The sequence below is a fragment of the Mesorhizobium sp. M2C.T.Ca.TU.002.02.1.1 genome (assembly GCF_003997225.1).
Genome location: NZ_RZTO01000081.1, coordinates 1 through 12,716, shown reverse-complemented (window position 1 = coordinate 12,716; position 12,716 = coordinate 1). Strand labels below are relative to the sequence as shown.

Here is a 12,716-nt window from a genome sequence, read left to right as displayed (position 1 = left end):
GTACCAGCTCATGACGTCGCCCGGGCGAACATCGCCATGCAGCAGATGCTCCTTCAGATGCTGGAGCAGCACGCCGCCGGCGCGATGGACGATCGCCTTCGGCGCGCCTGTGGTGCCGGAGGTGTAGAGCACATAGGCGGGATGGTCGAAGGGCACGCGCTCGAAGCTGAGCGGGCCGTCGCCGCCGAAATCGTCGAATGAAATGCAATCCACCGCGCAGTCCGGCCCGGCGCCCGCTTCGCCGGTCAGCACCAGCGTCGTCACCGTCGGCATCGCGGCGACGATCTCGGCCAGCCTGCCGGAGATGTCGTGCTCCTTGCCCGCATAGCGGTAGCGGGGTGCCGCGAACAGCACCTTGACGCCGATCTGGCCGAGGCGGTCGACGATCGCGGCGGCGCCGAAATCCGGTGAGCAGGACGACCAGACGGCGCCGATCGACAGGGTCGCCAGCAACGCCACGAGGCCGTCGACACGGTTGGGCAGGATGCCGCCGACGCAATCGCCCTTGCCGATACCGGCCGCGCGCAAGCCGTCAGCCGTCCGGGCGACGAGACGGCGCAGTTCGCCGAGCGTGACGGTGCGGAAATGGCCGCTTTCGTCGGCTTCGATGAGAGCAACCCTCTCCTCGTCGCCGCGCAGCAGGTTTTCCGCGAGATTGAGCGAGGCTTCCGGCAGGAAGCGGCTCCCGGTCATCGGCGCATTGTCGTCGCGCAGGAAGGAGATCGCGCCCGGATTGCCGACGACCTCGGCGAAATCCCACACCGCCCGCCAGAAGGCGCCCGCATCGCCGATCGACCAGCGATGCAGCGTCTCGTAGTCACGCGGGTCGAAGCCGTTGGCCATCGAAAAGCGCGCAAGGTTGGACGATTGGAACGCGGCCGGCGCCGGCGTCCAAAGCACGGATGACATGGATTTCCTCCCGCAACGCAGGCCGGGCTCGATGCCGCGACCTTGCCTGCCGATGCGTTTCATGATTATTGGTTATAACCAGAATGTCAAGCGGTGATCCCGCCTATGTGGGTGGATCGCCCTGCGGAGGATCAGAAATGGATGCCGTGCATATCGTTGCCGCAAAGCGGACGCCCATCGGCAAGCTGAACGGCGCGTTTTCCAGCCTCTCGGCGGCGGAGCTGGGCGGACAGCTCATTCAGGCCATGCTTGCCGACGCTGATCTCGCGCCCGATGCCGTCGGCGAGGTGATCATGGGCCAGGTGCTGACGGGCGGTGCCGGGCAGAATCCGGCAAGGCAGGCTGCCCTCAAGGCCGGCCTGCCGGTCAGTGTTCCCGCCATGACCGTCAACAAGGTGTGCGGCGCCGGCCAGAAGTCGATCCATCTCGCCGCGCAGGCCATCCGCTGCGGCGATGCCGATTGCGTGATCGCCGGCGGGCAGGATTCGATGACTTCCGCGCCGCATGTCATTCACGGCGCCCGCGCCGGCATCCGCATGGGCGACCGTACCGTCAAGGATTCCATGATCACCGACGGGCTGTGGGACGCCTTCCATCAGGTGCACATGGGCGTGACCGCCGAAACGCTGGCGCGGCGCTACCAGATCACCCGCGAGGAACAGGACCGTTTCGCGCTGCGCTCACAGAAAAAGGCGGACACCGCCATCCGGTCCGGCAGGTTCGACGAAGAGATCGTCCCGGTCTCGATCAAGACGAGGCAAGGCGATGTCGTCATCGAGCGTGACGAGCATCCCAATCCCTCGACCACGATTGAAGGCCTCGGCCGGCTGAGACCGGTCTTCAATGCAGCGGGGACAATCACCGCCGGCAACTCCTCCGGTCTCAACGACGGCGCGGCGGCGGTGCTGGTGATGTCGGAGGCGCGCATGAAGGAACTCGGCCTGACGCCCCTCGCCCGCATCGCGTCCTACGCTTCCGCGGGCGTCGAGCCGATGGATATGGGCCTCGGACCGGTGGCAGCCTCGCGCCGCGCGCTGGATAAGGCCGGCTGGCGCGCGTCCGACCTCGATGTGATGGAGATCAACGAAGCCTTCGCCGCGCAAGCCATCGCGGTCAACCGCGAGATGGGCTGGAACGAGGACATCATCAATATGAGCGGCGGCGCCATCGCGCTCGGCCATCCGCTGGCCGGCTCCGGCTGCCGCATCGTGGTGACACTGCTGCACGAAATGGTCCGCCGCGGCGCGAAGAAGGGCCTCGCCTCGCTCTGCATCGGCGGCGGCCAGGGCGTGGCGATCTGCCTGGAGCGGTGAGCACAGGCGATCGCTTATGCTTGGGACTTACGCACCTCCCCCTGGGATATCGGTGGGAGTGATCCTCGGCTAGACAGGAATTCCATCAATCCAGGTCTCGGACAATCGAAGCGCGCCGGTCCCAGACGCAGAACCTTCAAATATGGTGAAGTCGGCGGATCGCGCCGTCGCGATCGAGCCCGCAACGTCCTCGAGGCCGAACCGGCGGGCAGTTCCTCGAGTCGCGGCAAACACCTGTCGGGCGATCCCGGAAGTCGAGAGATAAGGATATGTCGCGACAGAAGAAGCTACCGCCTGGCTCTCGATACAAAATTCGGATTCCAGATGCTCGATCCGGCCAGCGACGGACGGGTCGATCGGAAATCGGATTTCCAGACGATGACGCCGACAAGGGGGTTTCAGGGCGGCACAGGTCTTCACGATCTTGTCGAGCTCGCCTGGGTCGCTGGCAACCAGGGCAAGCCGCCAGCCGGCGCGATCGAGCAATTCGGCCTCGCGCACGACGTCGTCCGACGCCTGACTGGCTTCGATGAGGGCCGTATCAACGCTCAGCAGTTCGGCACGGGTCTCGGCCGGAAGACGGCCATCCCACTCCTCGCGCAGACGACGATGCGCCACCGCATTGACGCGAACCTGCCGCCTGCCGCCGAGGAGCAATGCGACGGCCTCGATCTCGGCACGCCCGCCGATGGCACCCATGGCGCGGTCTATGACCGTGGTAAAGCCGTTGTTGCGCGCGTCCGAAATGCTATCGGTCAACATGCGCGTGAGCGATGACACCGTATGATGCTTGTGCATCGCGAAGGGGCGAAGCGCCTTAGCCAGGTCCATGGCGCCGGAGCAGCGCTCGCCCGCATCGGCTGTCGCTCCGACGAGAGCAAGCATCGCGCGGTTGGCCAGGCCCCTTCCAGACCCGCCTGTCTCGATCGCTATCGGCCTTGGTCCGTATAGATCCTCCAACGCCGGGAGGAGATCGTGGCTTCGACAGGGAGCGTCACCGCCTTGGCCCAGCCTGACGAAGATCGGTTCCGAGAACAGCGGCGGCGTGAGTGTGCCGGCGAGATGTCCTTTCAGGTCGCCGCCGGATTCGGAGAGGTCGACGTCCTGCCAGTCCAGGAGCGCAAGCGGATCCTTGGGAAGGCTGTCGAGCACCATGCCCGGAATGACCGTCCTGCCGCCGAGGTCGATGACGCGGGTGCTCCTGGCCTTATGCGCCATGGCCCCGTCGAGCGGGCCGACAAACTGAACGAGGCCGTCACGAATGCTCAACGCCTCGGCCCGAGGCTGCAGCTCGTCCATCGTCAGGATGGGGCCGCCGCGCAGGATGACGTCCGCCGGGCCTTCCAGACGCTGCGCGATGGTCTTGCCAGCCGCCCGGTAGCTCAGGCGGCTGGCGGTTGCGGGGTCGCAGAACAGGCACATTCGGGGACCGTGGCGTGTCGTTGCCGAAGCCGGGAATGCCGACCTACTTGATCGCCACGACGTTGACCGGCGAGCCCGTGCCCTTGTGGACCTTGAGCGGAGCGGCGACGTAGAGGAAATCCCATTGGCCGTCCGCGTGGCAATCCTTGGCCAGCGCTTCGAAGTTGCAGATCTCGTTGAAGGTGATGCCCAGATTGCGCATCAGCGCGCAATGCAGCGTCACCTGCATGCCGGTTTCCGGATCGAAGTCCATCTCGTTGGAGATGGTGTCGGTGCACAGAGCCGGGATCTCCATCTTGTGGAACCAGTCCACGAGTTCCGGGCTGTAGATCATGCCCGGCTCGTTGAAGTCGGCATAGAATTTCTGCGGCCCTTGCGTGTGCAGCAACTGCAGGAAGCCGATGCGCATGCAAAGCACGTCGTGCTTCTCGATCGTGACGCCCTGCTTCTTGGCCGCGCCGAGAATATCCTCGAGACCGAGCGTGTCGCCTTTCTCCAAGGCGAACTTGCCCTTGTACGCGGCCATGTCGAGAAGAACGCCGCGACCGACGATCCCGCGTTCGGCGATCGGCTCGATCGAAGCCTTGTTCATGCCGCCGATCGTCTCGGACGCCGGATAACCGTTCCAGATCTGGTCCTCGTACCAGACGTGACCGAGGGCGTCGTACTGCGTGGATCCCTGCAGGAACATGGTGATCTGATCGTCGGCATATTGGGCGCCGCCTGGCAGCGGCTTCAGCCTGCCGCTGTCGTAGTCGCCACGGTCCTGCGTGTTGCTGCGCTTCGGCTGCGTGCGGCTGGGGAAGATCGGGTCGCCGGTCGGGCTGGCGATTAGTTCCCCGCAGGTGATGACCTTGCCCTGCCTGATGGCGCGCACGCCGCGCAGGACTTCGGCACTGGTCAGAAAGTTCAGGGCGCCGACCTGGTCGTTGGGGCCCCAACGTCCCCAGTTCTTCGGCGAGCCGGCCAGGAGCTGGCTCATCCTCCGGTCCTGGTCGCCTGTCATTGCGGCTTGTTTCGACATTGCTTTCTCCTCCTTCGCAAGATCTGAATTCCGGTGCCCGGCTATCCGGTGGACCGTTCCCTCAAGGCAAGCACCGCCGCCAGGACGACCAGGCCGAAGATGATGTCGCGCGAGGCCGACGGCAGCGTCGTTCCGGCAAGCAGTGTTTGCAAGGCCGTCAGCAGCAGGACGCCGCCCAGCATTCCGACATAGTGGCCGCGTCCGCCGGTGATCAGCGTACCGCCGATAATCACGACGGCGATCGAGGGCAGCAGATAGGTGTCGCCCATGCCAAGGCTGGCCTGCCCCCCGAACCCGGTCAGCAGGATGCCGACGAGAGCGGAGCAGACGCCGCTGAGAACATAGACGGCGATCGTCGTGGTCCGGACGTTCACGCCGGCGAGATAGGAGGCCCGCGGGCTGTTGCCCAGCGCGTACACCCAGCGGCTGAAGACCGTGCGGCCGAGCAGGCCGATCGCCGCGAGCACGAATATCACCACGAAGACGACGACGGGGGTCATGCCGAACACCTTGCCGGTCATCAGCCAGCGCAAACCGGGCGAGGTGAAGCCCGCGGGCGTGCCGTCGCTGAACACGAGGGCCGCGCCTTGAAGGATGCCGTTCATGGCCAGCGTGACGACGATGGGCGGCAGGCCGAGGATGGCGACGCCGATGCCGTTCAGGCTGCCGATCACCGCGCCGATGACGAGCACCAGCGGGATCACCCACACCGAGGTCAAGTTGGAGCCGTTGATGAGGCCGGCGGCGAGGATGCCGCAAAAGGCAATCGTCCAGGCTATTGAAAGATCCAGCCCGCCGGAGAGGATGACCGTTCCCTGTCCGAGCGCCAGGATGGCCAGGAACGAGCCCAGGACGATCAGGGAATCATAGTATTTCCACGCGAAGATCGTGTCGCCGCCATAGACGACCTGCGTCGCGACCACCACGACCACGAAGGCGAGATAGGCCGGCAGAACGATGCGCACGAGATCGGCGTGGCGCACCAGCCAGGACACGTTCCAACCGTGGTCTTCCGCGCTGCTCTGTTTGAGGGCCGCAGGCTCGAACGCGGCGGCCGAAGCCGAAAGACCGGCGCGGCGGGCCTTCAGGCGCAGGCCGATCGAGCTGAGATAGCGGCGCAGCGGCGCCTCCGAGCCAAGTGCTCCGGCCATTGCGGCGACAATCAGGACGATGCCTTCGGCAACGGTGCTGTAGTAGGCCGAGACGTCGAGCGAAAGCAGGATGTTGACCATGACCATCAGCGTGTAGGCGCCAAGGACGGAGCCGAGGGCGCCGCCGCGGCCGCCCGCCAGCGATGTGCCTCCGAGCACAACCGCGGTGAAGGTCTGCAGGAGGATCGGGTCACCAACCAACGGATCGGCCGAGCCGGTCTGCGCGCTTATGAAGACGCCCGCGGCGCCGTAAAAAAGGCCGCCCAGGGTGAAGGCCCAGAAGCGGGTCCAGGGAACCGACAATCCGGCCGAACGTGCGGCATCGGCATCGCTGCCGACAGCGTAAAGGGCGGTGCCGAACCGCAAGCCCTTGAGATAGAGCCACGCCAGAAGCGCCACGGCCACGACGAGGACCGAGGCCGGCAGGACGTCCGTGATGGCGGAACCGGAAAAGAAAGCCGTGATTTCCGGCGCCACCGCCCCGCCCGGATCCGGCATGATCAGCAGCGTCAGACCGTGCACCAGAAACATGGTCGACAAGGTGACGACAATGGACTGAAGCCTGAAGAAGGCGACGAAGAAGCCGTTGAAGGCGCCAACGAGCCCGCCAACCAGGAGACCGAGCAGCACCACGCCGACCTGTGCGCCGAGCGTATCCTGCGGCAGCGAGGCAACGATGACGTTGACCAGGGATATGGTCGAGCCGGCCGACAGGTCGAAGCCGCCGGAAAGCACGACGATCGTCTGGCCGACGGCAGCCAGCGCCAGCGGCGCCCCGCCATTGGCGAGGGAGTGAAAATCGAAGTAGCTCATCGACGCCGGCGAGATGGCATTCACCAACCCCAGGGCCAGAATGAATATGAGGATGATGGCGGCGAGCCCGCGATTCTTAAGCGCCGCCGAGAACAAGCCGTTGCCGGGTCGGACGGAAGGTGCCTGCATCGACTGAGCCATGATCAGACGCTCGCTGCTTGTGCCCGGCGGGCACCGCCGATGGCCGCTTCGATGACCACGTCCTCGCTGAGGTCCGCGCCATCGATCTCCCGGGCGATCCGCCCGCCATACATGACGAGGACGCGGTCGCACAGATTGGTCAATTCGGGGATTTCCGTCGAGAACATGAGAACGGCGCCGCCGCCATCCGCGAATTGGCGGATCATCGTGTAGATCTCATGCTTCGTGCCGACGTCGACGCCGCGTGTCGGATCGTAAAGCAGCAGGATCCTACTCCCGGTCAGCAGCCACTTGGCGATGGCAATCTTCTGCTGGTTTCCGCCGCTGAAGGTACCGACCTTGCTGTGCAGCGCCCTCTGGTCGACCTGGATGGCCTTCAGCACATCCGAGACGGCCTTCCGCTCCCTGGCGGCGTCGATCAATCCGAACCGCGTGAACTGGCCGAGGCTCGGCAGCGACGCGTTGCGCCGGCCGTCGAGCTTCAGGAACAACCCTTCGGTCTTGCGGTCCTCCGGAACCAGGCTGATGCCGATATTGGCACGAATGGCATCGCGCGGCGACGTCAGCACCACAGGCTGGCCGCGAACCAGTATCTGTCCGTCGCTGACGGGCTGCGCGCCGAAGCAAGCCAGCAAAAGCTCGAGCTGCCCCATGCCCTGCAGACCGGCGACACCCAGCACCTCGCCCGGCGACAGCGTGAAGGACGCGCCCTTCAGCCGATGGCCGACGGAGATGGAGCGTGCTTCCAGGGCTGGCGGCGAGACGGCCGGCCGCGCTTCGCCGCGCGGCGGGAATGTCGCATCCAGCGAGCGGCCGACGATCATGCGCACGACCTCGTCATCCGAGAGCTCGCCCACCCTCGCTGTGCCGATGTCCTTGCCGTTGCGCAGAACCGTCAGGTATTCGCAGAAATCGTTCACCTCCGGCATGCGATGCGAAATGAAGATCGTCGAGATGCCTTCCGTCTTCGCCTTGGCGATGATGTCGCCGAGCCAGGTGATGTCGGGGCCGGACAGCGTCGAGGTCGGCTCGTCGAGAAGAAGTATCCGAGGGCGCCGGAAGATCGCCCTGGCGATCTCGAGTTTCTGACGGATCGCCAGGCTGAGGTCGCGCAGGTCGGCGCGCGGATCGACGAAGCTCAGACCCATATCCGCGAGATGGCGCGCGACGATCTGCTCGGTTTCGGCCTTCCTGATTTGCCCGAGCGCATTGGTCGGCTCGTAGAGCAGCAGCATGTTCTGGGTGACCGTCAGATCCGGAATCTGGGTCATCTCCTGGAAGGCCGTCTGGATCCCGAGCATATGCGCTTCGCGCGGCGAGCCGATCGCGACATCCTTGCCGTCGATGACCAGTCGCCCGCTGTCGGGCCGCACGAGCCCGCTCAGCACCTTGACCAGGGTCGACTTGCCGGCGCCGTTCTCGCCGAGAAGCGCATGCACGGTCCCGGCCTTGACGGAAAAGGACGCATCGTTAAGTGCGACGGTCGGCCCGTAGGCTTTACGCACTTCGATTGCCGAGATGGCTGTAGGTGTTTCACTCACGGTATCACTCGCCAGGCAAACAGACAGGCCGGCATTTGGCGCGGACGCCAAATGCCGGTTCATGCGCCGATTACTCTTCAGGCGTGCCGGTGAGCGCGGCGTTCAGGCCGACCTGCGGCAGATCCGGCGAGAAGATCGAGGCGTACCAGCCGGGGTTGGGAATGATCTCGGGCTGGAACGTGTTGCAGCCGGCTTTCATTTCCGCCCAGGAACCAGTCTGGCACAGCTTGACTTCGTCGTTCGTGACCGCGCCGGGAGACAGGAGCGTGGTTTTCTCGACTTTCTTCTTCGCCAGAACCTCCATCGCGATCTTGAAGGCATAAGCGCCCGGATAGGCTTGCGAGCTTGCCGAGATGCTGGGCGCGCCGAGCGGTTTGTAGGTGCCGTTCGCGCCGGCGGCCTGCGTGTCCTTGGGAAGCATCTGCACGCGGTGACCGTTGGACCCTTCGCCCGCGCAAGGCAGAACCTTGTCGTCGGCGACACCGGCCTCGAGCTGCATCGAGTTGGCGGTGTAGCAGCCGACCTGCATCCACAAGCCGTTCAGCGTATCCCAGCTATGGGTGGCCACGATCTTGGCCAATTCGGTGCGAGCGACCGCCTGGCTCCACATGCCATTCGCCTCGGCCACCACCTTGATGTCGGGATATTTCGCGAAAACCTCGCGAGCGGCCTTGTTGCGCAGCGTGTCGACGGAGGTGCCGGACACACCGGTGATCATCACGATGTTGCCCTTGCCGCCGAGCTTGTCAGCAAGCCACTGCGCCGTCACCCGGCCCCATTCGGCCTGGTCGATATGGACGTTGTAGGCGCACGGCTCTTCGATCACGCCGTCATAAGCGACAATGGTGACGCCCTTGGCGCAGGCATTCTTGACGGCTTCATTGAGCGCGGTGGGTGAAATCGGATAGACGATGATCGCCTCCGCCCCTGCCTGCACCATGGCGTTTATCTGCTGGATCTGCTTCTGGGCGTTCGGGCCGGCCACCTGGACTTTCAGGTCCACCTTGTCCGCATATTCTTTCGACGCAGCCATGGCCTTCAGCATGTTGGCCGCCTCGGCCTGCCAATCGTTGCCGATGTAGCTCATGCTCAGATAGATCTTGTGCCGCTTCTCGGCCATCGCCTGCGACGTCACCGACAGGGCCGCAACCGCAGCGGTTGCCAGACCCAAGGCGGCAGATTTCCAGAAGTTCATGACTTTTTCCTCCCTTGAACGAACCGGCGGCCAGGCCAGGTCTGGCCGCCACTGGAATTCGACTCTCTCCCCACTCAATCAAGGCGCGCGACGTATTGTCGATTTAACCGACTGACTGATTGTCGGACAATAAACATGTCTAACTGTGTCCGTCAACGCCGTTGATGGCCGCCGCTCAATTTTGCTGAACACAAGCGCTAAAGCGGCGTGTCGTCGCCGGCCCACCATTCGGTGGCAAGGTCGTGAGCGCTGATCGCGGCGTTGAAGCTTGGCTGCCGTTTTTCCTTGTATGCAGCCATGGCCTCGGCGACGTCCGGCAGAGCCAAGGCAGCCACCAGCGCCCGCGACTCGTAACGATGCGCGACGACCGGATGGCTCGCGCCGAGCATGCGCCAGAGCAGGCGTCGCGTCATAGCGATTGAAACAGGCGCCCCGTCGGCGGCGATCTCGTTCGCCTTCCGCAATGCCCGCGCCATCAGGTCTTCAGGGCTGACAATTTCGTGGACGAGCCCTTTGGCGAACGCTTCATCGGCGCCGATCATCCTGCCGGACATCATCCATTCGACGGCATTCGCGATACCGACGATGCGCGGCAGAAACCAGCTCGAGCAGGACTCGGCCACGATGGCGCGCCGGACGAAGACATAGCCGAAGCTGGCCTGGGTCGAGCAGATCCGCACATCCATCGGCAGCGTCACCGAGGCTCCAAACCCGACTGCCGGGCCATTGATCGCGCCGATGACCGGCTTGTTCATCCGGAAAAGGCGCAGGACGACCTTGGCGCCGACATCGGCCGGCACGCCTTCGCCGGTGACAGGATCGCCGCCGGTGGGCAGGGCGAAACCGTCGGTCAGGTCGGTCCCCGCGCAGAATGCCCGGCCTGCTCCCGTCACCACCACCGCGCGCACGGCATCGTCGCGGTCGATCTCATCGAGGGCCTCGAAAAGATCGTCTATGCCGTTCTGCGTTATGGCGTTCAGCTTCGCTGGCCCGTCCAGCGTGATCGTCGCGACGCGTCCGTCCACCTCGCATTTGATTTTCGTGTCCACCGGATCTGCCCTTCCTTTCAGTTGACAAGTCTCGCATCCGCCATCAACGTCGGCTTGTCCGACAGTTAGACAAATTCAACGGCAAAAGCCATGACTCGCAGATTCGTTTCGCTGCAAAGAACGGGCAGCATCGCCACGATCACCTTCGATCGCCGCGAAGCTTTGAACGCGCTGACGCTGGACATGATCGAGGAGCTCGACGGGCTGCTGGCGCAGATCGACGGTGCGCCTGACATTTGCGCCGTGCTGCTGCGCGGCGAAGGCCGAGCCTTCATGGCCGGCGGCGATCTGGATTATCTGCGCGTCGCCGAAGACGCGCCGGCCGCCGCCGGCGCCACGATCCGTTCCCTGAACAAGACCATCCTGCGGCTGACGCGCCTGTCAAAACCGACGGTCGCCTGTGTCCACGGCGTGGTGGCGGGAGCCGGGCTCAGCATCCTCCTGGCTTGCGATATAGCGGTCGCCGCGCAGGATTGCCGCTTCGTCTACGCTTATGATGCCATTGCCGCGGTGCCTGATGGCGGCCTGTCGCACTTCCTGCCGCGGACGGTCGGCCTCGGCAGAGCCTTGAAATTCGCTTTCCTGGGAGGATACCTAACCGCGAGCGAGGCCGAGAGCATCGGGCTGGTCGCAATGACGGTCCCGGCATCGGAGCTGCTGCCGAGCGCAACGGCCGTCGCGGAACGGCTGTCCGGCCAGAATCGAGAGGCCCTGGTCCGCACGCGGCGGCTCTTGCGTGAAAATTTCGACAGGGCGCTGGAGGACCAGCTGGAGCAGGAGCGGGCCGCGTTCATGGCATGCGCCGGGACTGCCGCCTTCCACACCGCGATCGAGACGTTTTTTGCCGAGCGCGAAGCGCGAAAGCTGAAATCAGCTGGTCAGTGATCTGTCGATCTGGTTGTCGAGCGGCAGCTTCGCCATCAGCCAGCCCCGCTTCAGGTCTTCTATGTGCTTGGCGGCCCAGAGTTCAGCATGCTGGGGGTCGCGACGCCCCAGCGCCTCCACGATCTCCGTATGCGCCTTTATGAGGCGACCGGCAGCTTGGGGAAGCTGAGGCTGGATTTGTTCGAACGCGGGGTAAAGCAACCGGCCCACCGGCTCCCGGCACAAAAGCAGCGCATGATTGTGCGCGGCCTCCGACAGCAGCGTATGGAACTCCAGGTCGAGAATGCCTGGCGATTGCCCTCGCTCGACGGCCTGCTTCGTTGCCTCGAGATTCTGCTTGAGCGCGTCCAGTTCCGCCTCCGAGATGTTTTCGGCGGCGAGCCTGGCCGCGAGAGGCTCGAGCACCCGCGACACATCCCAAAGCTCTCCGAAGGTGACGGCGCGCATGACGAGCGCTCGCGTCGTGCGCGGTGTCAGATCCGAATGATCCGGTATCGTCACGAGGAGCCGCTTGCGCCCCTCGCGCCTGACCAGGCCGTCGCTTTCGAGCTGGCGAATGCCCTCGCGCACGGTCGAGCGGTTGACGCCGAATCGGGCGGCGAGCTCGACTTCGCTGGGCAACGGATCGCCAGGCCGCAGCGAGCCGGCAAGAATGTGCCGCCGCAATTCGTTCGACACGACCTGATATGCCGGCGGGACGCTCAATTTTTCGATTTTCAGCATTCTTACGCCTTTGGTGGCCGCAGTATCCGCAGTCGTCTTGCTCAAATCGCGGGCGACACGTCTTTCGCGGAACTCGCCGCTGCCCCGCGCATTTTCGCGGCCCTCAATTCGTCGCGAGCGATGCCGCGCAAATGAACCTCGTCAGGCCCGTCGATGTAGCGCAGCGCCCGGCCCCAAGTCCACAGAAATGCAAGCGGAGTATCCGAAGTCAATCCTTTTGCTCCAAAGACCTGCATTGCCCGGTCGGCAACTCTTGTCTGCAAACGAGCGGCAACTACTTTGATCGCCGATATTTCCCGTTTGGCGGCCTTGTTTCCGGCGACGTCCATAAGCCAGGCCGCCTTCAGGTTCAACAGTCGGGCCTGCTCGATCTCGATCCGGGATTCGGCAATCCAGTCCTGGATGTTGGCATTGTCCGCGAGGGATTTGCCGAAGGTGGATCGGCTGAGCGCGCGATCGCACATCAGTTCCAGGGCGAGTTCGCATTGGCCGATGGTGCGCATGCAATGATGGATCCGGCCCGGCCCCAGGCGGGCCGGAGCCATCATTG

Annotated in this window: 11 protein-coding genes; 2 read left to right on the top strand and 9 right to left on the bottom strand. The window is 64.5% G+C overall.

Annotated elements, in window-relative coordinates; translation table 11 throughout:
- Positions 1 to 909: AMP-binding protein (locus EOD07_RS06800; protein ID WP_164772096.1), on the bottom strand; the 909-nt coding region annotated here is incomplete at its 3' end.
- Between the two features lie 137 nt (positions 910 to 1,046).
- Here EOD07_RS06800 and EOD07_RS06795 point away from each other — a divergent pair.
- On the top strand, positions 1,047 to 2,222 hold the full coding sequence (locus EOD07_RS06795; RefSeq protein WP_127234496.1) for an acetyl-CoA C-acetyltransferase: 1,176 nt from the start codon (positions 1,047 to 1,049) through the stop codon (positions 2,220 to 2,222).
- Between the two features lie 69 nt (positions 2,223 to 2,291).
- Here the strand turns inward: EOD07_RS06795 and EOD07_RS06790 are convergent, their stop codons facing one another.
- From EOD07_RS06790 to EOD07_RS06765, 6 genes are all read right to left on the bottom strand, one after another.
- Positions 2,292 to 3,644, bottom strand: coding sequence for a hypothetical protein (locus EOD07_RS06790; protein ID WP_127234494.1), 1,353 nt, complete (start codon positions 3,642 to 3,644; stop codon positions 2,292 to 2,294).
- A 43-nt stretch (positions 3,645 to 3,687) separates the two neighbouring features.
- Positions 3,688 to 4,626, bottom strand: coding sequence for a cyclase family protein (locus tag EOD07_RS06785; protein ID WP_206519429.1), 939 nt, complete (start codon positions 4,624 to 4,626; stop codon positions 3,688 to 3,690).
- Positions 4,627 to 4,709: 83 nt separating this feature from the next.
- The gene (locus tag EOD07_RS06780; RefSeq protein ID WP_245469919.1) at positions 4,710 to 6,761 is read right to left on the bottom strand and encodes an ABC transporter permease; all 2,052 of its coding nucleotides are present in this window, start codon (positions 6,759 to 6,761) and stop codon (positions 4,710 to 4,712) included.
- A 14-nt stretch (positions 6,762 to 6,775) separates the two neighbouring features.
- Complete coding sequence (locus EOD07_RS06775; protein WP_245469917.1) at positions 6,776 to 8,314, bottom strand: sugar ABC transporter ATP-binding protein; 1,539 nt, start codon at positions 8,312 to 8,314, stop codon at positions 6,776 to 6,778.
- Positions 8,315 to 8,384: 70 nt separating this feature from the next.
- The gene (locus EOD07_RS06770; protein WP_127234486.1) at positions 8,385 to 9,509 is read right to left on the bottom strand and encodes a sugar ABC transporter substrate-binding protein; all 1,125 of its coding nucleotides are present in this window, start codon (positions 9,507 to 9,509) and stop codon (positions 8,385 to 8,387) included.
- Between the two features lie 197 nt (positions 9,510 to 9,706).
- Entirely contained in the window at positions 9,707 to 10,558 is an 852-nt protein-coding gene (locus EOD07_RS06765) for an enoyl-CoA hydratase-related protein (RefSeq protein WP_127234484.1), read from the bottom strand.
- A gap of 90 nt (positions 10,559 to 10,648) precedes the next feature.
- On the opposite strand from EOD07_RS06765, the gene EOD07_RS06760 reads away from it, so the two are divergent.
- Positions 10,649 to 11,443 carry an enoyl-CoA hydratase/isomerase family protein gene (locus tag EOD07_RS06760; RefSeq protein ID WP_127234482.1) on the top strand — a complete coding sequence of 265 codons (795 nt, stop codon included), beginning with the start codon at positions 10,649 to 10,651 and terminating at the stop codon, positions 11,441 to 11,443.
- Here EOD07_RS06760 and EOD07_RS06755 read toward each other — a convergent pair.
- Together EOD07_RS06755 and EOD07_RS06750 are read right to left on the bottom strand one after the other, a co-directional pair.
- Positions 11,429 to 12,166 (bottom strand): FCD domain-containing protein, encoded by a 738-nt coding sequence (locus tag EOD07_RS06755; RefSeq protein ID WP_127234480.1) that lies wholly within the window; start codon positions 12,164 to 12,166, stop codon positions 11,429 to 11,431. The two genes, EOD07_RS06760 and EOD07_RS06755, sit on opposite strands and share 15 nt — an antisense overlap.
- 41 nt (positions 12,167 to 12,207) lie before the next feature.
- Positions 12,208 to 12,716: acyl-CoA dehydrogenase family protein (locus EOD07_RS06750; protein WP_281059041.1), on the bottom strand; the 509-nt coding region annotated here is incomplete at its 5' end.

What these genes read in the sequence shown, in the direction of transcription:
- EOD07_RS06795 (WP_127234496.1), top strand. Translation starts at nt 1,047, where the DNA reads ATGGATGCCGTGCATATCGTTGCCGCAAAGCGGACGCCCATCGGCAAG.
- EOD07_RS06790 (WP_127234494.1), bottom strand. Translation starts at nt 3,644, where the DNA reads ATGTGCCTGTTCTGCGACCCCGCAACCGCCAGCCGCCTGAGCTACCGG.
- EOD07_RS06785 (WP_206519429.1), bottom strand. Translation starts at nt 4,626, where the DNA reads ATGAGCCAGCTCCTGGCCGGCTCGCCGAAGAACTGGGGACGTTGGGGC.
- EOD07_RS06780 (WP_245469919.1), bottom strand. Translation starts at nt 6,761, where the DNA reads ATGCAGGCACCTTCCGTCCGACCCGGCAACGGCTTGTTCTCGGCGGCG.
- EOD07_RS06770 (WP_127234486.1), bottom strand. Translation starts at nt 9,509, where the DNA reads ATGAACTTCTGGAAATCTGCCGCCTTGGGTCTGGCAACCGCTGCGGTT.
- EOD07_RS06760 (WP_127234482.1), top strand. Translation starts at nt 10,649, where the DNA reads ATGACTCGCAGATTCGTTTCGCTGCAAAGAACGGGCAGCATCGCCACG.
- EOD07_RS06755 (WP_127234480.1), bottom strand. Translation starts at nt 12,166, where the DNA reads ATGCTGAAAATCGAAAAATTGAGCGTCCCGCCGGCATATCAGGTCGTG.